Annotated in this window: 18 protein-coding genes; all 18 read left to right on the forward strand. The window is 68.7% G+C overall.

Features of this window, described 5'->3' with window-relative positions; translation table 11 throughout:
* Positions 1-13 precede the first annotated feature (13 nt).
* Positions 14-934, forward strand: coding sequence for a methionyl-tRNA formyltransferase (gene fmt / locus ACWGO6_RS00565; RefSeq protein WP_136043940.1), 921 nt, complete (start codon positions 14-16; stop codon positions 932-934).
* Positions 931-2427 (forward strand): RsmB/NOP family class I SAM-dependent RNA methyltransferase, encoded by a 1497-nt coding sequence (locus ACWGO6_RS00570; protein WP_452325577.1) that lies wholly within the window; start codon positions 931-933, stop codon positions 2425-2427. Before fmt ends, ACWGO6_RS00570 begins: the two co-directional genes overlap by 4 nt.
* A 4-nt stretch (positions 2428-2431) precedes the next feature.
* Entirely contained in the window at positions 2432-3112 is a 681-nt protein-coding gene (rpe, locus tag ACWGO6_RS00575; protein WP_136043939.1) for a ribulose-phosphate 3-epimerase, read from the forward strand.
* Positions 3109-3372 carry a phosphoribosyl-ATP diphosphatase gene (locus tag ACWGO6_RS00580; RefSeq protein ID WP_017202142.1) on the forward strand — a complete coding sequence of 88 codons (264 nt, stop codon included), beginning with the start codon at positions 3109-3111 and terminating at the stop codon, positions 3370-3372. The genes rpe and ACWGO6_RS00580 overlap by 4 nt, the downstream gene beginning before the upstream one ends.
* 38 nt (positions 3373-3410) lie before the next feature.
* Entirely contained in the window at positions 3411-4253 is an 843-nt protein-coding gene (gene hisG / locus ACWGO6_RS00585; RefSeq protein WP_136043938.1) for an ATP phosphoribosyltransferase, read from the forward strand.
* Positions 4253-5014, forward strand: a complete 762-nt coding sequence (gene hisF / locus ACWGO6_RS00590) for an imidazole glycerol phosphate synthase subunit HisF (protein ID WP_136043937.1) — start codon at positions 4253-4255, stop codon at positions 5012-5014. The genes hisG and hisF overlap by 1 nt, the downstream gene beginning before the upstream one ends.
* Positions 5011-5370, forward strand: a complete 360-nt coding sequence (gene hisI / locus ACWGO6_RS00595) for a phosphoribosyl-AMP cyclohydrolase (protein WP_136043936.1) — start codon at positions 5011-5013, stop codon at positions 5368-5370. The genes hisF and hisI overlap by 4 nt, the downstream gene beginning before the upstream one ends.
* Positions 5367-5954, forward strand: a complete 588-nt coding sequence (locus ACWGO6_RS00600; RefSeq protein WP_452325578.1) for a Trp biosynthesis-associated membrane protein — start codon at positions 5367-5369, stop codon at positions 5952-5954. Before hisI ends, ACWGO6_RS00600 begins: the two co-directional genes overlap by 4 nt.
* 48 nt (positions 5955-6002) lie before the next feature.
* Entirely contained in the window at positions 6003-6233 is a 231-nt protein-coding gene (locus tag ACWGO6_RS00605) for an HGxxPAAW family protein (RefSeq protein ID WP_136043934.1), read from the forward strand.
* Positions 6233-7006, forward strand: coding sequence for an indole-3-glycerol phosphate synthase TrpC (gene trpC / locus ACWGO6_RS00610; protein WP_452325579.1), 774 nt, complete (start codon positions 6233-6235; stop codon positions 7004-7006). Before ACWGO6_RS00605 ends, trpC begins: the two co-directional genes overlap by 1 nt.
* Positions 7006-8274, forward strand: a complete 1269-nt coding sequence (gene trpB / locus ACWGO6_RS00615) for a tryptophan synthase subunit beta (protein WP_452326097.1) — start codon at positions 7006-7008, stop codon at positions 8272-8274. Before trpC ends, trpB begins: the two co-directional genes overlap by 1 nt.
* Entirely contained in the window at positions 8271-9074 is an 804-nt protein-coding gene (gene trpA / locus ACWGO6_RS00620; protein ID WP_452325580.1) for a tryptophan synthase subunit alpha, read from the forward strand. The genes trpB and trpA overlap by 4 nt, the downstream gene beginning before the upstream one ends.
* Before the next feature lie 10 nt (positions 9075-9084).
* Positions 9085-10110, forward strand: coding sequence for a prolipoprotein diacylglyceryl transferase (gene lgt, locus ACWGO6_RS00625; RefSeq protein ID WP_452325581.1), 1026 nt, complete (start codon positions 9085-9087; stop codon positions 10108-10110).
* Between the two features lie 145 nt (positions 10111-10255).
* Positions 10256-14779: a glutamate synthase large subunit gene (gltB, locus tag ACWGO6_RS00630; protein ID WP_136044051.1), complete on the forward strand. Its 4524-nt coding sequence runs from the start codon at positions 10256-10258 to the stop codon at positions 14777-14779.
* Entirely contained in the window at positions 14772-16238 is a 1467-nt protein-coding gene (locus ACWGO6_RS00635; protein ID WP_136043930.1) for a glutamate synthase subunit beta, read from the forward strand. Before gltB ends, ACWGO6_RS00635 begins: the two co-directional genes overlap by 8 nt.
* 58 nt (positions 16239-16296) lie before the next feature.
* Positions 16297-17745, forward strand: a complete 1449-nt coding sequence (gene pyk / locus ACWGO6_RS00640) for a pyruvate kinase (protein WP_136043929.1) — start codon at positions 16297-16299, stop codon at positions 17743-17745.
* A gap of 108 nt (positions 17746-17853) precedes the next feature.
* Entirely contained in the window at positions 17854-18666 is an 813-nt protein-coding gene (locus ACWGO6_RS00645; RefSeq protein ID WP_136043928.1) for an alpha/beta fold hydrolase, read from the forward strand.
* Positions 18603-19316, forward strand: coding sequence for an esterase/lipase family protein (locus tag ACWGO6_RS00650; RefSeq protein WP_452325582.1), 714 nt, complete (start codon positions 18603-18605; stop codon positions 19314-19316). Before ACWGO6_RS00645 ends, ACWGO6_RS00650 begins: the two co-directional genes overlap by 64 nt.
* Positions 19317-19401: the final 85 nt, after the last annotated feature.

Below are 19401 nucleotides of genomic sequence, written 5' to 3' on the forward strand. Positions count from 1 at the left end.
CCGGAGAACCTTCATGCGCCTCGTCTTCGCCGGCACACCCGCTGCCGCCGTGCCCACCCTGCGACGTCTCGCGACCTCGCATGACATCGCCGCGGTCGTCACGCGGCCCGATGCCCCACTCGGCCGACGGCGGGTGCTGACGCCGTCCCCGGTCGCCCAGGCTGCCGTCGAACTCGGTCTCCCCGTCATCAAGACGGCCCGGCTGGATGATGCCGCGACGGCCGAGATCTCGGCGCTGCAGGTGGAGCTGGGAGTGATCGTGGCCTACGGCGGGCTGGTGCGCGAGCCGCTGCTCTCCGCCCCGACCGCCGGGTGGATCAACCTCCACTTCTCGCTCCTGCCCGCATGGCGAGGGGCCGCCCCTGTGCAGCGGGCGCTCATCGCGGGGGATCGGGTACTCGGAGCGAGCGTCTTCCAGCTCGTCGCCGAGCTCGATGCCGGCGATGTTTTCGCCACCCGCGAGGTCGATGTTCCCGAGACGGCGACGGCGGGAGAGGCTCTCGAGGCGCTCGCGCTGGACGGAGCAGAGCTCACCGCCGATGTGGTCACCTCGATCGCGGCGGGTACGGCTCGGGCGGTGCCCCAGGAGGGGACGCCGACCTTCGCCGCCAAACTCACGCTCGCCGACGGGCTGCTCGACTGGGACCAGGCGCTGGAGGCCGTGTTCGCGCGGTTCCGTGGTGTGACCCCCGAACCGGGAGCGCACACGACCATCGCCGGTCAGCCCCTCAAGGTGCTCGAGGCGGTTCCCGCGCCGGAGGCCGATTCGCTGCCGCCCGGGCATCTCCGGGGCACCAAGACCGCGCTCCACATCGGCACGGGCACCGCGCCCCTCTCCGTCACCAGGGTGCAGCCCGCGGGCAAGGGAGCGATGAACGCGGTCGACTGGTGGCGCGGTCTGCGCGGGGGAGATGAGCTGGTGGCCGGATCATGAGCGACGAGCGACGGAACCGTCGAAGCACGCCCTCGAAAGGCCGACCGCGGGGTGCCCAAGGCTCGGCAGAGGGGCATCGCGGCGGTCAGCGCGGCCCCGCCCGCACCGTGCAGCCCGCGAGAAGGGTGGCTTACGACGTGCTGCGTGCGGTCTCCGAGACCGATGCGTACGCGAACCTCGTGCTTCCTTCGGCCATCGCCGAGGCGAAACTCACCCCTCAGGACGCGGCGCTCGCGACCGAACTGACCTACGGCACCCTGCGACGGCTCGGAACGTATGACGCGATCATCGCCTCGGCGGCCGATCGCTCGACCGACAGCATCGATCCCGCGGTTCTCGATGCGCTCCGGCTCGCCGTGCACCAGCTGCTCGCGACACGAGTCGCCTCGCACGCCGCGGTGAACGAATCCGTGAATCTGGTCGCCGTGGAGTCCGGTCGGGGAGCATCGAGTTTCGCGAACGCGGTTCTGCGGCGCATCACCCGGGATTCGGCCGAGGCCTGGCAGGAGCGCGTCGAAGAGCACGCCCGCTCCGACGACGAGCGTCTGGCGCTGCGCTCCGCACACCCGGTCTGGGTCATCCGGGCGCTCCGTCGAGCTCTCGCGGCGGAGGGTCGCGACGCCGAGCTCGACGCCCTCCTCGAAGCCGACAACGCCTCGCCCGAAGTGACGCTCGTCGCGCTGCCCGGTCTCGCCGAGCCCGGCGAGCCCCGTCTGCCCTACGCACCGACCGCGTTCGCGTCTCCCGGTGGCGATCCGCGTCTGTCGGTCGAGGCCTCAGGCGGCACGGTCCGGGTGCAGGACGAGGGCTCCCAGCTCGTCGCGCTCGCCCTGGCCGGAGTCTCGCCCATCACAGCGGGGGAGCGCTGGCTCGATCTCTGCGCCGGTCCGGGAGGGAAGACCGCGCTCCTGGCCGCGATCGCGCTCCGGGAAGACGTCACCCTCGAGGCCAACGAGGTCGTTCCCGTCCGAGCGCGCCTGGTGCGCAAGGCGCTCCGGGCCGTTCCCGGCGAGATCGTGGTGCACGAGCAGGACGGTCGCGCCCTCGCGGCTTCTCGGCACAGTGAGTTCGACCGGATCCTCGTGGACGCGCCGTGCACGGGACTGGGCGCGCTGCGTCGTCGGCCCGAGGCGCGGTGGCGCAAGTCGCCCGCCGACGTCGCCGAGCTCGTGCCGCTCCAGGTGGAGCTGCTCTCGGCCGCCCTCGACGCGCTCGCCCCGGGCGGGATCGTCGCGTACGTCACGTGCTCGCCGCATCTGGCCGAGACCACGGGGGTCGTGCAGGAGGTGCTGCGCGGCCGCGGCGACATCGTCGAGCTCGACGCCCGTGCAGCGATCGCCGATGTCTCCCGGTCGCCGATCGACCTCGCGACCGAGGAGCGATCCGGTTCCGGCAGCGCTCAGCTCTGGCCGCACCGACACGGCACCGATGCCATGTTCCTCGCGCTCCTGCAGCGCTCCGCAACCGTCACCACCGCAGAGAAGGAAGACTAGGACCGTGGATCTGCCTCGCGCACCGCGCATCAACCCCAGCATCCTCGCCGCCGACTTCGTGAACATGCAGGCGGATCTCGCCCGCATCGCGACAGCGGACTTCGCGCACGTCGACGTGATGGACAACCACTTCGTCCCGAACCTGACGTTCGGGCCGCAGATGGTCGAGCGCATCCAGGCGACCAGCCCCATCCCGCTCGACGTGCACCTGATGATCACCGATCCGGAGCGCTGGGCACCGGAGTATGCCGAGATCGGAGCGGCGAGCGTCACGTTCCACCTCGAGGCGGCCGCCGATCCCGTTGCCCTCGCCCGTCGACTGCGCGACATCGGCTCCCGTGCCGGCGTCGCCGTGAAGCCGGGGACCCCGGTCGAGTCGCTGTTCGAGGTGCTCGACGAGTTCGATCAGATCCTCGTGATGACGGTCGAGCCCGGATTCGGGGGACAGAGCTTCATGCCCGAGACGATGCCGAAGCTCCGGTCCCTCGCCGAGGAGGCTCGTCGGCGCGGCTCGTCCGTCTGGCTCCAGGTCGACGGCGGAATCTCGGACAGCACGATCGAGTACGCCGCCGCCGCCGGGGCCGACACCTTCGTGGCCGGTTCGGCCGTGTACGGCGCCGACGACATCGAAGCGGCCGTCACCCGGCTGAGAGACCTCGCCCGAGCCGGTAGCCTGGAAGCGTGAAGACTTTCGACGAGCTGTTCGCCGAGCTCAGCGTCAAGGCCGAGACCCGTCCCGAAGGATCGGGCACGGTCGCCGAGCTCGACGGCGGCGTGCACACGATCGGCAAGAAGATCGTCGAAGAGGCCGCCGAGGTGTGGATGGCGTCGGAGTACGAGTCCGATGAGGCCGCCGCCGAAGAGATCTCGCAGCTGCTCTATCACGTCCAGGTGATGATGCTCGCGAAGGGCCTCAGCCTGCAAGACGTCTACCGACATCTGTGATGCGCTCCGTTCCTCTCCTCTCGAACTGAAAGCACTCCATGCTGCGCATCGCCGTTCCCAACAAGGGCTCGCTCTCCGAGACTGCCGCCGACATGCTCGCCGAGGCGGGTTATGCGGGCCGCCGCGACCCCAAGACCCTCCATGTCATCGACGCCGAGAACGACGTCGAGTTCTTCTTCCTCCGTCCCAAGGACATCGCGACCTATGTCGGCTCCGGCGCGATCGATGTGGGCATCACCGGTCGTGACCTGCTGCTCGACGCCCGCATGCCGGGCGCACGCGAGATCGAGGCGCTCGGGTTCGCCGGCTCCACGTTCCGCTTCGCGGCACCCACTGGCCGCTACACCGACGTGACCGAGCTCGACGGGTTGCGCATCGCCACCTCCTATCCCGGATTGGTCGACGCGTTCCTCGACGAACGCGACATCGCCGTAGACCTGGTTCCGCTCGACGGAGCGGTCGAGTCGGCCGTCCGTCTCGGTGTCGCCGACGCGGTGGCCGATGTCGTCGAGACGGGCACCACACTCCGTCAGGCCGGGCTCGAGGTCTTCGGTCCGGTCATCCTGCAGTCGGAGGCCGTGCTCATCGCGGGTCCCGCCGATGCCGAGGGCGCCGACACGCTTCTGCGCCGGCTTCGCGGCGTCATGGTGGCTCGACGTTTCGTCATGATCGATTACGACCTGCCGGTGGCTCTGCTCGACGAAGCCGTGAAGATCGCCGGTGGCGTCGAGTCGCCGACCGTCTCACCGCTGCGGGATCCGGAATGGGTGGCCGTGCGCGTCATGGTCGCGCGCACGCGGGTCAACCCTGTCATGGACGCGCTCTACGCGCTCGGCGCTCGCGCCATCCTCGTCACCGCCATCCACAACGCGAGGCTCTGATGACACTCGCCAGCCGTGTCATCCCGTGTCTGGATGTCGCCGAGGGCCGTGTGGTCAAGGGCGTGAACTTCGAGAACCTGCGTGACATGGGCGACCCGGTCGAACTCGCCAGGCACTATGCGGCGCAGGGCGCCGACGAGATCACGTTCCTCGATGTGACGGCAACGGTCGACGCCCGTGCCACGACCTATGACGTCGTGCAGCGCACGGCGGAGCAGGTCTTCGTGCCGCTGACGGTCGGCGGGGGAGTGCGCAGTGCCGAAGACGTCGCGCGGCTCCTCTCGGTCGGCGCCGACAAGGTCGGAGTGAACTCGGCCGCCATCGCGCGCCCCGAGCTGATCGGAGAGATCGCCGACCGCTTCGGCGCGCAGGTGCTCGTCCTGTCGCTCGACGTGAAGCGGGCGGGGACCACGCCCTCCGGCTTCGTCGTCACCACGCACGGCGGTCGCACGCAGACCACCCTCGACGCGGTCGCCTGGGCACGAGAGGCCGTCGAACGAGGGGCCGGCGAGCTCCTGGTGAACTCGATCGATGCCGACGGCACGCGCGACGGCTTCGACCTCGAGCTCGTGCGGCTCATGCGGGAAGCGGCCTCCGTTCCCGTCATCGCTTCGGGCGGTGCAGGTCAGGTGTCCGACTTCGCTCCTGCCATCAAGGCCGGGGCCGATGCCGTCCTCGCGGCGAGCGTCTTCCACACGGGGGCACTCACCGTCGGCGACGTCAAGGACGCCCTTCGCGCAGAGGGAGTGGTGGTCCGATGACTTCCGTGGAAGAGCGCATCGCGCAGGTCGCATTCAATGCCGACGGACTGGCACCGGTGATCGTGCAGCAGTTCGACACGCACGAGGTGCTGATGCTCGCGTGGGTGGATGCCGAGGCGCTGCGGCGCACGCTGACGTCGGGGCGGGCCACGTACTGGTCGCGGTCCCGCCAGGAGTACTGGCGCAAGGGCGACACATCCGGGCATATCCAGGTGGTACACGAGGCGCGCCTCGACTGCGACGGCGATGCCATCCTGCTCCTGGTCGCCCAGACCGGCCCCGCCTGCCACACCGGCACGCGCACCTGTTTCGACACGACCGACCTCGAGGCGACGACCGGGACGGCTCAGGCATGACCTTCGCACAGCGCGGTCGGTCGCTCTCCGTCTCCGGCTTCCTGCTCGCCGGCGCGATCGGCATCATCTCGTCTACCCAGACCTGGCTGACGGTCGAGCGTGCGGATGCGGGCGAGGCGATTCTGGTTCCTGGGGCGTCAGCTCTGGTGCTGCTCGCCCCCCTCAGCCTCGCGGTGCTCGCCCTCGGAGCGGCCCTCGCCATCTCCGGCAAGGTCGTGCGCCTCATCTTCGGCGTGCTGGCGGCTGCGACGGCGCTGTTCCTCGGCTGGTCGACCGTCCAGCTGCTCCTGACCGAGCCCTTCGACGCCGTCGCCGCGACCGTCACCGAGGTCACGGGGCTCGCCGGTGGCGGTGCGGTCCACGAGGTCGTCACGAGCATCGTCCCCTCGGCCTGGCCGTACATCGCCCTCGTCGGATGGGTGATCCTGCTCGCCGCATCCGTGGTGGTCCTCACGACCTGGCGGGGGTGGAAGGCCGGTGGGCGACGCTACCGCACCGACCACGTCGAGGCTGCCCATGACGGGCCCGTGGACGCGGTCGATTCCTGGGACGAGCTGTCCCGCGGAACCGATCCGACGCGTTGACCCCGATAGACTGATTTCGAACTGCACGTCGTCCCCCCGGAGGAGAACATGACAAACCCGATCGCCGACCCCGGCCACGGACACTCGCCTGCAGCCTGGACCGCCGTCGTGATCATGCTGGTCGGCGTCGCCGCCGCCACCGTCGCATTCTGCTTCGAGCAGCCCACCCTCGTGATCATCTCGGTCGCGCTCGTCCCGATCGGTGCGATCGTGGGCTGGGCACTGGCCAAGGCCGGCTACGGCGTGAAGGGTCCGAAGTACGCTCCGAAGGCGCACTAATGGTCCTCGCCGACCTGACGGCCGGCGCAGTCGCAGACGCTGAGCGTCGCGCTCTGTCGCGCCCGCTGGAGGCCGTCGAGCGGGCAGCACTCGCGCGCCCCGCCGCCAAGGACGCCCTTTCGTTCCTCGCTCCCACCGACCGGGTCAAGATCATCGCGGAGGTCAAGCGCGCGAGCCCCTCACGCGGTGCACTCGCCGAGATCCCCGACCCTGCTCTCCAGGCATCCCTCTACGAGACGGGAGGCGCCTCCGCGATCAGCGTGCTGACCGAGGAACGTCGCTTCGGCGGCAGCCTGGCCGACCTCGAGGCCGTCACGGCCCGCGTCTCGCTGCCGGTGCTGCGCAAGGACTTCATCGCCACCCGCTATCAGGTGCTCGAAGCTCGCGCTGCGGGTGCCGATCTGGTGCTGCTGATCGTCGCCGGCCTCGAACCCGATGTCCTCCGCGACCTGTTCGGATTCATCGGCGAGCTGGGCATGACGCCGCTCGTCGAGACGCATTCGGCCGACGAGCTCGAAGCCGCGATCGACCTGGGGGCGCCGCTGATCGGTGTGAACGCGCGCGATCTGAAGACCCTCGAGCTCGACCGCGACCTCTTCGGACGCCTGGTCGAGCGCATCCCGGAGACCGCGGTCAAGATCGCCGAATCCGCGGTGCTCACGCCCGCCGACGTCGTGCACTACCGCTCCGCCGGTGCCGACGTCGTCCTGATCGGCGAGGCACTCGTGACCGGCGATCCCGTCGCCACCCTCAAGAGTTTCCTGGAGGCATGATGAGCCTGCGCGATCAGCACGGCCCCTTCTTCGGCGAGTTCGGCGGGCGCTACATGCCCGAGTCGCTCATCGCCGCGATCGACGAGCTGACCGTCGCGTACGAGGAGGCGATCGCCGATCCAGCCTTCCGGGACGAGCTCGCACACCTTCTGAGCTCGTACGCGGGCCGCCCGTCGGCGATCACCGAGGTGCCGCGGTTCGCCGAGCACGCCGGAGGTGCGCGCGTCTTCCTCAAGCGTGAAGACCTGAACCACACGGGGTCCCACAAGATCAACAACGTGCTCGGCCAGGCGCTGCTCACCAAGCGGCTCGGCAAGACCCGCGTGATCGCCGAGACCGGTGCCGGACAGCACGGTGTCGCCACGGCGACCGCCGCGGCGCTCTTCGGCCTGGACTGCACGATCTACATGGGCGAGGTCGACACGGAGCGTCAGGCGCTCAACGTCGCCCGCATGCGCCTGCTCGGCGCGGAGGTGGTCCCGGTGACCTCCGGTTCGCGCACTCTGAAAGACGCGATCAACGACGCCTACCGCGACTGGGTGGCGTCGGTCGAGACCACCAACTACATCTTCGGCACCGCCGCCGGACCGCACCCGTTCCCGGCGATGGTCCGCGACTTCCAGAAGATCATCGGCGAAGAGGCCCGCGCGCAGCTGCTCGACGAGGTCGGTCGGCTTCCGGATGCGGTCGTCGCCTGTGTGGGCGGCGGTTCCAACGCGATCGGCATGTTCGACGCGTTCCTCGACGACGAGGGCGTCAAGCTCTACGGCGTGGAGGCGGCCGGCGACGGCGTCGACACCGAGAAGCACGCCGCGTCGATCGAGCGCGGGCGACCGGGAGTGCTGCACGGCGCCAAGACCTACGTGCTGCAGGACGAAGACGGCCAGACCATCGAGTCGCACTCGATCTCCGCCGGCCTCGACTACCCGGGCGTCGGACCCGAGCACTCGTGGCTCGCCGACATCGGCCGCGCCGAGTACATCCCGGCTACCGATGACGAGGCGATGCAGGCGCTGCGACTGCTCAGCCGCACCGAGGGCATCATCCCGGCCATCGAGTCGGCCCACGCCCTCGCCGGCGCTCTGCGGATCGGGCGCGAGCTCGGCCCGGACGGACTCATCGCGATCTGCCTCTCCGGCCGCGGGGACAAGGACATGGACACGGCTGCGCGCTACTTCGAGCTCTACGACGAAGCCGCTCTCGCGCACGATGTCGCCGAGGAGAGCGAGGCCGAAGACACGGCCTCGAAGGGGGAGCCGCAGCTATGAGTCGCGTCGAACAGGCGATCCAGCGCGCACAGGATGCCGGTCGCAGCGCCTTCGTCGGCTACCTTCCCGTCGGGTTCCCCGATCTTCAGACGAGCATCCAGGCCGCCATCGCCCTGGCCGAGAACGGCGTCGACATCATCGAGCTGGGCCCGCCCTACAGCGACCCGGTGATGGACGGCGCGATCATCCAGGAGGCGACCACCAAGGCACTCGCTGCGGGGTTCCGGATGGCCGACCTGTTCACGGCGATCCGTGAGATCACGGCCGCGACCGACGTTCCGGTGCTCGTGATGACGTACTGGAACCCGGTCATGCAGTACGGGGTCGACCGCTATGCCGACGACCTGCTCGCCGCGGGTGGCGCGGGGCTCATCACGCCCGACATCACGCCGGAAGCGGCAGGGGAGTGGATCGCGGCCAGCGAGCGGACGGGTCTCGACCGCGTGTTCCTCGCAGCCCCCACCTCCTCCGACGAGCGCCTCGAACTCGTCGTGAAGTCGTCCACCGGCTTCGTCTACACCGTCTCGACCATGGGGATCACGGGGGAGCGCGCCGAACTCGACCGCGCCGCCCGTACCCTGGTCGGCCGCCTCCGCGCGCACGGGGCTCACCGCGCCTGTGTGGGCATCGGCATCTCCACCGCCGAGCAGATCGCCGGAGTGTCCGAGTACGCCGACGGCGCGATCGTCGGAACCGCACTGGTCCGCGCCCTCCGTGACGGCGGCGTCCCCGCCCTCGCCGAGGTCACCCGAAGCCTGGCTGCCGGCACCTCGTCGGCCCGCCCCGATACCGAGAACTAGAATCGCACTCATGTCACTCGCGTTCCCCAGCACCGTCACCAGCGTGCTCGCCAGCATCCCGAGCCCTCCGGTGTCGTACTTCGACCTCGGACCCGTACGGATCCACTTCTACGCGCTGTGCATCATCGCGGGCATCATCGCGGCGACGATCCTGACCAATCACCGCCTCACCAAGCGTGGAGCGGAGCCGTGGGTCGTGATCGACATCTCGATCCTCGCGGTGCCGCTGGCCATCATCGGTGCCCGCATCTTCCACGTGCTGACCCACCCGAACTTCTACTTCGGTGAGGGCAAGAACACCTGGAACCCGTTCGAGCCCGGCTCGGTGTGGGCCATCTGGGAGGGCGGGATCGCGATCTTCGGTGCCCTCATCGGTGGGGCGATCGGCGCCTACCTCGGCTGCCGCTGGACGGGCATCCGCTTCTGGACATTCGCCGACGCTCTGGCGCCGGGTCTGCTGCTGGCTCAGGCCATGGGCCGCTTCGGCAACTGGTTCAACCACGAGCTCTTCGGCCTTCCCACCGACCTGCCGTGGGGGCTGGAGATCGAGTCGACGAACTCGGCATTCCCGGCGGGCCTGCCGGAAGGCACGCTGTTCCATCCGACCTTCCTGTACGAGGTGATCTGGAACGGCCTGGGCGTGCTGGTGCTCCTGTGGCTCGGTCGCAAGCTCTTCTTCCAGTGGGGCCGCCTGTTCGCGATCTACCTCATCTGGTACAGCGCCGGTCGCATCGTCTGGGAGTCGATCCGCATCGATCCGAGCGAGATCATCCTGGGGCTGCGCAGCAACGTCTGGGCCGCGATCATCGGCGTCGTCGTCGGACTCGTGATCCTCGTCGTGCAGACGCGTCGTCACCCCGGTCTCGAGCCGTCGCCCTACCAGCCTGGCCGCGAGAAGGTCGACGCCGACGCTGATGTACAATCGCAGAACAATCCCTCTGACTTCGTGGACGTGAGCGAGCCTCCGACCGAGGAAGTCACCGCAGGAGCCACTGCCACAAGCACTGCTTCCACGAGCGAGGACGGCTCCCGATAACAACGCCACCTCGTGGCGGGAGAACCATTGCACTGAACGAGCGGGCCGACGTCGTCCCCGGGTTTCACTGAAGATCTGAGGACGGTAACTGGTGTACTTCCAGCCACCCTACGGCGCGTCCGGCGCCTACCCCCCGAAGCAGGGCATGTACAACCCGGCGTTCGAAAAGGACGCCTGCGGCCTCGCCATGGTCGCGACCCTGCGCGGCGAAGCCGGGCACGACATCATCGCGTTGGCCCTCGAGGCCCTGCGCAACCTGGAGCACCGCGGAGCCATCGGCTCCGACGCGGGCACCGGGGACGGCGCCGGCATCCTGACGCAGATGCCCGATGCATTCCTCCGCGCAGTCGTCGGCTTCGAACTGCCGCCCGTGGGGGAGTACGCCGCTGGGTTGGCCTTCCTGCCTCGCGATTCGAGCGAGCGCCGCCAGCAGAAGGCCGGGATCGAGAAGATCGCCCGTTCCGAGGGACTCCGCGTTCTCGGCTGGCGCGAGGTCCCCACCGCCAACGAGAACCTCGGCAAGCTCGCCGATGAGGCGCGTCCCGCCTTCGAGCAGCTGTTCGTCAGCGCCGGCGGAGCGACCCACACCGATGCACCGGTCACGGGCATCGCCCTCGACCGGGTCGCCTACCGGCTGCGCAAGCGCGCCGGCCACGAGCTCGGCGCCTACTTCGTCTCGCTCTCGGCACGCACGCTCGGGTACAAGGGCATGGTCACGACCCTGCAGCTCGAGCCGTTCTACCCCGACCTGCAGGATGAGCGCTTCGCGTCCGAGCTGGCCGTCGTGCACTCCCGTTACTCGACCAACACGTTCCCGTCGTGGCCGCTCGCACAGCCGCTGCGGATGCTCGCCCACAACGGCGAGATCAACACGGTCGGCGGAAACCGCAACTGGATGCGCGCCCGGCAGTCGCAGCTCGAGTCCGAACTGCTCGGCGACATCGCGCCGCTGCTCCCGATCTGCACCGACGGCGCCAGCGACTCCGCGTCGTTCGACGAGGTCCTGGAACTGCTGACCCTCACGGGCCGGAGCCTGCCGCACGCCATCATGATGATGGTCCCGGAGGCGTACGAGAAGCAGGCCGACATCACGCCGGAGCTGCGTTCGTTCTACGAGTACCACTCCAACCAGATGGAGCCGTGGGACGGTCCGGCAGCCCTCATCTTCACCGACGGCACCCTCGTCGGCGCCACGCTCGACCGCAACGGCCTCCGCCCCGGGCGCTGGACCGAGACGACCGACGGCCTGGTCGTGATCGGCTCCGAGACCGGCGTGCTGCAGTTCGAGCCCGAGCGCATCAAGCGTCGCGGACGCCTGCAGCCCGGGAAGATGTTCCTGGTCGACACCTCGCAGCGTCGCATCGTCGAAGACAGCGAGATCAAGCACGACCTCGCCACGATGCACCCGTGGCAGGAGTGGCTGGACGCCGGTGCCGTGCGACTCGCGGAGCTCCCCGAGCGCGAGCACATCGTGCACCCTCCGGCATCGATCACCCGTCGTCAGCGCACCTTCGGATACACCGAGGAAGAGGTCCGCATCCTCCTCACGCCGATGGGGCAGACCGGTGTCGAGCCGCTCGGCGCGATGGGCTCCGACACGCCGATCGCCGTGCTCAGCAAGCGTCCGCGACTGCTGTTCGACTACTTCACGCAGCAGTTCGCGCAGGTCACGAACCCGCCGCTGGACTCGATCCGCGAAGAGGTCGTCACAAGCCTCAAGCTGGGTCTCGGCCCCGAGAGCAACCTGCTCTCCTGGGGTCCGGAGCACACGCGCACCGTCTCGCTCGACTTCCCCGTGATCGACAACGACGAGCTCGCGAAGATCCGTCACATCGACAAGGCCATGCCCGGTCGGTCGAGTGCGACGATCCGCGGTCTGTACCACTTCGACGCGGGCCCGCAGACGCTGCAGGACCGGCTCACCGAGATGTGCGCGGAGGTCGACGAGGCGATCGAGAACGGCACCGAGTTCATCATCCTGTCGGACCGGGACTCGAACAAGGACCTGACGCCGATCCCGTCGCTGCTCATGGTCTCCGCGATCCACCACCACCTCATCCGGCGTGAGAACCGGATGAAGGTCGGCCTGATCGTCGAAGCCGGCGATGTGCGCGAGGTGCACCACGTCGCGACGCTGATCGGCTACGGCGCCTCCGCCGTCAACCCGTACCTGGCGATGGAATCGGTCGAGCACCTGGTGCGCACCGGCTACATCACCGGGATCTCTCCGGAGAAGGCAGTCAAGAACCTGATCTACGCGCTCGGCAAGGGTGTGCTCAAGATCATGTCGAAGATGGGCATCTCCACGGTGTCTTCGTATGCCGGGGCCCAGGTGTTCGAGGCGATCGGTCTCAGCCAGGAGTTCATCGACGCCTACTTCACGCGCACCGAGTCCAAGCTCGGCGGCATCGGCATCGAAGAGATCTTCGCCGAGAACCAGGCGCGTCACGACTACGCCTACCCGGAGGATGCCGCTGCCCGCGCGCACGAGCGTCTGTGGACCGGCGGCGAGTACCAGTGGCGGCGCGACGGCTCCCCGCACCTCTTCAACCCGGAGACGGTGTTCAAGCTGCAGCACTCGACCCGCACCCGGCGCTACGACATCTTCCGCGAGTACACGAAGCTCGTCGACGAGCAGGCTGCCGAACTGAAGACGCTGCGCGGCCTGTTCCAGCTGCGCACCGGTACCCGCAAGCCCGTGCCCCTGGACGAGGTCGAGCCCGTCTCCGCCATCGTCAAGCGCTTCTCCACGGGCGCGATGAGCTACGGCTCCATCTCGCGCGAGGCGCACGAGACGCTCGCGATCGCGATGAACAGCATCGGCGGTAAGTCGAACACCGGCGAGGGCGGCGAGGATCCGGATCGGCTGCTCGACCCGCAGCGCCGCAGCTCGATCAAGCAGGTGGCCTCCGGACGCTTCGGCGTGACCAGCCTGTACCTCACCGAGTCGGACGACATCCAGATCAAGCTCGCCCAGGGCGCCAAGCCCGGCGAGGGCGGTCAGCTGCCTCCGACCAAGGTGTATCCGTGGGTGGCGCGCACCCGTCACGCAACCGCCGGTGTGGGGCTCATCTCGCCGCCGCCGCACCACGACATCTACTCGATCGAAGACCTCAAGCAGCTGATCTTCGACCTGAAGCGGGCGAACCCCGAGGCGCGCATCCACACGAAGCTCGTGAGCCAGTCGGGCATCGGTGCGGTGTCGGCGGGTGTGGCCAAGGCGCTCAGTGACGTCATCCTGGTCTCCGGCCACGACGGCGGCACGGGTGCGAGCCCGTTGAACTCGCTCAAGCACGCGGGAACGCCGTGGGAGCTCGGTCTCGCCGAGACGCAGCAGACGCTCATGCTCAACGGCATGCGCGACCGCGTCGTGGTGCAGGTCGACGGCCAGCTCAAGACCGGCCGCGATGTGATCATCGGCGCTCTGCTGGGTGCGGAGGAGTTCGGCTTCGCCACGGCTCCGCTCGTCGTCAGCGGCTGCATCATGATGCGCGTCTGCCACCTCGACACGTGCCCTGTGGGCGTCGCGACCCAGAACCCGGTGCTGCGTGAGCGGTTCACCGGCAAGCCGGAGTTCGTCGTCAACTTCATGGAGTTCATCGCCGAAGAGGTGCGGGAGCTGCTCGCGGAGCTCGGCTACCGCTCGCTCGACGAGATCATCGGCCGTGCCGACCTCATCGAGGTGAACGCCGCGGTCGAGCACTGGAAGGCCGAGGGCCTCGACCTGACGCCCGTGCTCGAAGGCCCGGTGTTCCCGGCGGGCGAGCCGCGTCGCAGCGGCCGCACGCAGGATCACGAGCTCGAGAAGCACTTCGACGTGCAGCTGATCGACATCGCGAAGGGGGCGCTGCTCAACGGCGACCCCGTCGTGGTCGAGCTTCCCATCGCCAACACCGAGCGTGCGGTCGGCACCATGCTGGGCCATCAGGTGACTTCGCGGCACGGCGCCGCCGGTCTGCCCGAGGGCACCATCGACGTCACGCTTCACGGCACGGCCGGACAGTCGCTCGGAGCCTTCCTCCCGCCGGGGATCGTGCTGCGCCTGGAGGGCGACGCGAACGACTACGTCGGCAAGGGACTCTCGGGCGGCGACATCACGATCCGTCCGCCGCGCGGTTCCGCGATCGCTCCGCACGAGAACGTGATCGCCGGCAACGTGATCGGGTACGGTGCGACCTCCGGGACGATGTTCATCTCTGGTGTCGTCGGCGAGCGGTTCCTCGTCCGCAACTCGGGTGCGACCGCTGTCGTCGAGGGGGTGGGCGACCACGCGCTGGAGTACATGACCGGCGGGCTCGCCGTGATCCTGGGCTCGACCGGACGCAACTTCGGCGCCGGGATGTCCGGGGGAGTGGCCTACGTTCACGCGCTCGACACCAGCAAGGTGAACGCGCAGTCGCTCGGCAGCGGAGAGCTCCTGCTCGAACCGCTCGACCGTGCCGACCTCGAGGTGCTGCGCAGCCTGCTGGTCGCGCACGTCGAACGCACGGCCTCGCCGCGAGCATCCGCGCTGCTCGAGGGGTTCGAACAGACCGCTGCAGAGTTCGTGAAGGTGCTGCCTCGTGACTTCGCCGCCGTGCGGAGCATGCGCGAGGAGGCGCTGGCCGAGGGGATCGACCCCGACGGCGACATCGTGTGGAACCGCATCCTGGAGGTGACCGGTGGCTGACCCCAAAGGCTTTCTGAAGGTGACCGAGCGGGAGCTTCCCGCCCGTCGTCCCGTGCCCGTGCGCATCATGGACTGGAAAGAGGTCTATGAGCCCGGCGACAAGCAGGTGCTGCGTCGCCAGGCCGGTCGCTGCATGGATTGCGGCGTGCCGTTCTGCCACCAGGGCTGCCCGCTGGGAAACCTGATCCCCGAGTGGAACGACCTGACGTGGCGTGGCGAGGGTCGCGAGGCGATCGAGCGGCTGCACGCGACGAACAACTTCCCGGAGTTCACGGGGCGCCTGTGCCCCGCACCGTGCGAAAGCTCGTGCGTGCTCGGCATCAACCAGCCCGCCGTGACGATCAAGCAGATCGAGGTCTCGATCATCGACGAGGCCTTCGCGAAGGGCTGGGTCGAGGCGGAGCCGCCGGAGCGCCTGACCGGCAAGACGGTCGCGGTCGTCGGCTCGGGGCCCGCGGGTCTCGCCGCCGCTCAGCAGCTGACCCGCGCCGGTCACACCGTGGCCGTCTTCGAGCGCGATGACCGCATCGGCGGACTGCTCCGCTACGGCATCCCGGACTTCAAGATGGAGAAGTCGCAGCTCGAGTCGCGCCTGCGTCAGATGCAGGAGGAGGGCACCCGCTTCCGCGCGGGGGTCGAGATCGGCAAGGACATCTCGTGGGCCGACCTGCGGGCGCGCTACGACGCGGTCGTCATCGCGACCGGCTCGACCGTGCCGCGTGACCTCGCGATCCCCGGACGCGACCTCGACGGGGTCCACTTCGCGATGGAGTACCTGGTCGAGTCCAACCACGCGGTTGCCGGCGACAAGGTCCCCGACCAGATCTCAGCCGAAGGCAAGCACGTCATCGTGATCGGCGGCGGCGACACCGGAGCCGACTGCATCGGCACCGCGCACCGTCAGGGCGCGCTCAGCGTCACCAACCTCGCGATCGGCAAGCAGCCGGGAGACGCGCGTCCCGACCACCAGCCGTGGCCGATGATGCCGACGCTCTTCGAGGTCTCCTCGGCGCACGAGGAAGGCGGCGAGCGGGTCTTCCTCGCCTCGACCGTCGAGTTCCTCGGCAACGAGGTGGGCGAGGTCCGCGCACTGCGCGTGGCCGAGACCGAGTACATCGACGGCCGTCGCGTGCCCAAGAGCGGCACCGAGCGCGAGATCCCGGCCGACCTGATCCTGATCGCCATGGGGTTCACCGGTCCGGAGCAGGACGGATACACGGAGGAGACGCTTCCTCAGGTCAGCGACCGTGGTGCTTTCCGTCGCGACTCCAGCTACGAGTCGACGGTGCCCGGCGTGTTCGTCGCCGGCGACGCAGGACGTGGGCAGTCGCTCATCGTCTGGGCCATCGCCGAGGGGCGCGCGGCCGCCGCGAACGTCGATCGCTTCCTGATGGGCACCACGGTTCTTCCCGAGCCGGTGCGCCCGAGTGATGTCGCGATCGGTCTCCAGCCCGCGTAGGCTGAGGCCGGCACCGTCGCCTGATTCACCTTCCCCCACTTCTACCCTGGAGAATTCTTTGAGACGCGCGAAAATCGTCGCCACCCTGGGCCCCGCCACCTCGACATACGAGACGGTGCGTGCACTGATCGACGCGGGGGTGGATGTCGCTCGATTGAACCTCAGCCACGGTGACTACTCCGTGCACGAGAACAACTACGCCAACGTGCGTCGTGCCGCGGAGGACGCCGGCCGCGCGGTCGCCATCCTCGTCGACCTGCAGGGACCGAAGATCCGCCTCGGCAAGTTCGAGGGCGGCCCGTACGAGCTCGCCAAGGGCGACATCTTCAAGATCACCACCGAAGACATCATCGGCAACAAGGAGATCAGCGGCACCACGTTCAAGGGGCTTCCCCAGGACGTCAAGCCGGGCGATTTCCTTCTGATCGACGATGGCAAGGTCCGCGTCGAGGTCGTCGAGACCGATGGCGTGACCGTGACCACGAAGGTCATCGTTGCCGGTGCCGTGTCCAACAACAAGGGCATCAACCTGCCGGGTGTGGCCGTGAACGTTCCTGCGCTCAGCGAGAAGGACGAGGACGACCTCCGTTGGGGCCTGCGCATCGGCGCCGACCTCATCGCCCTGTCGTTCGTCCGCAACGCCTCCGACGTCACCCGCGTGCACGAGATCATGGCGGAGGAGGGCGTTCGCGTCCCTGTCATCGCCAAGGTCGAGAAGCCTCAGGCCGTCGACGCGCTCGAAGAGATCGTCGACGCGTTCGACGCGATCATGGTCGCCCGTGGCGACCTCGGTGTCGAGCTTCCGCTCGAGGCCGTGCCGATCGTCCAGAAGCGTGCAGTCGAGCTCGCACGCCGCAACGCCAAGCCGGTCATCGTCGCGACGCAGATGCTCGAGTCGATGATCAGCAGCCCCGTCCCCACGCGCGCCGAGACCTCGGACGTCGCGAACGCCGTCCTCGACGGTGCGGACGCGGTCATGCTCTCCGGTGAGACCAGCGTCGGAGACTACCCGGTCGTGGTCGTCGAGACCATGGCGCGGATCATCGCCTCCACCGAGGAGCACGGTCTGGAGCGCATCGCGCCGCTGACGACCAAGCCCCGCACCCAGGGTGGTGCGATCACCCTCGCAGCGCTCGAGGTCGCCGAGTTCGTCGACGCGAAGTTCCTCTGTGTGTTCACGCAGTCCGGCGACTCCGCGCGTCGCCTGTCGCGTCTGCGCTCGCGCATCCCGATGATCGCGTTCACGCCGGAGCCCGACATCCGCCGTCGCATGGCGCTTACGTGGGGCATCCGCTCGACCCTGGTCGACATGGTGCAGCACACCGACCTGATGTATCACCAGGTCGACGAGTATCTGCTCGGCAACAAGCTTGCCGAGGAAGGGGACAAGGTCGTCGTGATCTCCGGGTCCCCTCCTGGAATCATCGGATCGACGAACGACCTTCGCGTGCACAAGGTCGGCGATGCGATTCGCGGTGCAGCACCGATCTACAAGGCCGGCGTCTGACGCAAAGCATCCAGAGGGGGCGGGACTTCGGTCTCGCCCCCTCTGTCGTGCCGCGGTGGGCCCGTCAACCCCGTGCTACATTTCCGCGCGTTGCGGTAGCTTCACAGCATGAGCCCTTCCCGTCGTCGCGTCGTCGTCGACCGGATGACCTTCGGTCTCTGGGAGAGCCCACGGCCTCCCGGCACGGATTCGCCTGCGATCGTGCTCGTGCACGGAATCGGGATGTCGCATCGCTACCTGTCGCGGTTGCAGGGCGTGTTCGCTGATTTCACACGTGTCGTGTCCGTGGATCTGCCGGGATTCGCGGGGCTGCCCAAGCCCTCCGGCGATCCCGACGTGGGGCGGATGGGACGAGCGCTCTCGGAGGTGATCGCCTCCCTGGGGGAGGAGCGCATCATCGTGGTCGGGCATTCGATGGGCGCGCAGTGGGTTGCTGAGGCCGTCCTGCATCGTCCGGAGCGCGTGCAGGCGGTCGTCGCGATCGGCCCTGTGGTGGACCAGCGCCATCGCAGCCTCATGGCTCAGGCCAGGGCACTTGCCGTCGACACGCTCGGCGAGACGCCTCTCATCAACCTGATCGTGTTCGCCGACTATCTGCGCTGCGGAGTCCCCTGGTACCTGAAGCAGGCGCGGCACATGATCGCGTATCCGACCGAGAAGCGTTATTCCGAGCTACAGCCGCCCGTGCTGGTGATGAGGGGCGGGGATGACCCGGTGGCAGGTCGCGCATGGTGTCGTCGATTGCGCGATACCGCACGGGCTGCACGGCTCGTGGAGGTCCCGGGGCGCCACCACGTCGTGCAGCACTCCGCTCCTCGCGCTGTCGCTGCTGCCATCATGGCGAACACGGCGGGGCCGTGGCCGCCGAGCGCGCGATCCGTGGCGCGTCGAACGACCGGGAGCACATCATCGGCGTGCTGAGGAAGGCCGCCTGGTGGATCGCCGATTACGCATACGCGGGTTACTGGCAGTTGCGCGCGACGTTCGATCGCACCGATCCGGCGAGCTTCACATCAGGGAGCGGGGCGCACATCGTCGTTCTCCCCGGAGTGTACGAGACGTGGAAGTTCATGCAGCCCCTCGTGGAGCAGATGCGCGCGAAGGGGCACGCCGTGCACATCGTCGACACGCTTCATCGGAACGAGCGACCGGTCGCCGACATCGCCGCCGCCGTGGCGGAGTTCCTGGAGCGACGTGAGCTCACCGACGTGATCCTCGTCGCTCACAGCAAGGGTGGGCTCGCAGGGAAGCTCGTCATGACCGGCCCGGCGGGGGAGCGCGTACGCTCGATGCTCGCCATCGCGACGCCGTTCGGCGGCTCGCGCTACGCCCGCCTGATGCTGTCCCGCACCCTGCGGGCCTTCTCCCCGGAAGACCCGTCGATCGTGGACATGGCCCGGCAGCTCACGGTCAATGAGCGGATCGTGTCGATCTATGCGGCGTTCGACCCTCACATCCCGGAGGGGAGCGAGCTGGCCGGTGCGAAGAACGTCCGACTCGAGACCGGCGGGCACTTCCGGATCCTCGCGCACCCTCGGGTGCTGGCCGAACTGGCCGTGCTCGCCGAATAGCCCGGGGACGTCTTAGCGCGAGGCAACCGCTGCGGCGGGAACGAGCAGCACGCCCCAGCCCCAGCCCGTGATGCAGCGCTGGATC

Source organism: Microbacterium sp. NPDC055665 (assembly GCF_053618035.1).

Excerpts from the sequence above, each read along its gene's own strand:
- ACWGO6_RS00605 (WP_136043934.1), top strand. The coding sequence starts at position 6,003 with ATGACAAACCCGATCGCCGACCCCGGCCACGGACACTCGCCTGCAGCC.
- ACWGO6_RS00600 (WP_452325578.1), top strand. The coding sequence starts at position 5,367 with ATGACCTTCGCACAGCGCGGTCGGTCGCTCTCCGTCTCCGGCTTCCTG.
- trpB (WP_452326097.1), top strand. The coding sequence starts at position 7,006 with ATGAGCCTGCGCGATCAGCACGGCCCCTTCTTCGGCGAGTTCGGCGGG.
- ACWGO6_RS00645 (WP_136043928.1), top strand. The coding sequence starts at position 17,854 with ATGAGCCCTTCCCGTCGTCGCGTCGTCGTCGACCGGATGACCTTCGGT.
- trpA (WP_452325580.1), top strand. The coding sequence starts at position 8,271 with ATGAGTCGCGTCGAACAGGCGATCCAGCGCGCACAGGATGCCGGTCGC.
- hisF (WP_136043937.1), top strand. The coding sequence starts at position 4,253 with ATGACACTCGCCAGCCGTGTCATCCCGTGTCTGGATGTCGCCGAGGGC.
- hisI (WP_136043936.1), top strand. The coding sequence starts at position 5,011 with ATGACTTCCGTGGAAGAGCGCATCGCGCAGGTCGCATTCAATGCCGAC.
- trpC (WP_452325579.1), top strand. The coding sequence starts at position 6,233 with ATGGTCCTCGCCGACCTGACGGCCGGCGCAGTCGCAGACGCTGAGCGT.
- hisG (WP_136043938.1), top strand. The coding sequence starts at position 3,411 with ATGCTGCGCATCGCCGTTCCCAACAAGGGCTCGCTCTCCGAGACTGCC.
- lgt (WP_452325581.1), top strand. The coding sequence starts at position 9,085 with ATGTCACTCGCGTTCCCCAGCACCGTCACCAGCGTGCTCGCCAGCATC.
- ACWGO6_RS00570 (WP_452325577.1), top strand. The coding sequence starts at position 931 with ATGAGCGACGAGCGACGGAACCGTCGAAGCACGCCCTCGAAAGGCCGA.
- fmt (WP_136043940.1), top strand. The coding sequence starts at position 14 with ATGCGCCTCGTCTTCGCCGGCACACCCGCTGCCGCCGTGCCCACCCTG.
- gltB (WP_136044051.1), top strand. The coding sequence starts at position 10,256 with ATGTACAACCCGGCGTTCGAAAAGGACGCCTGCGGCCTCGCCATGGTC.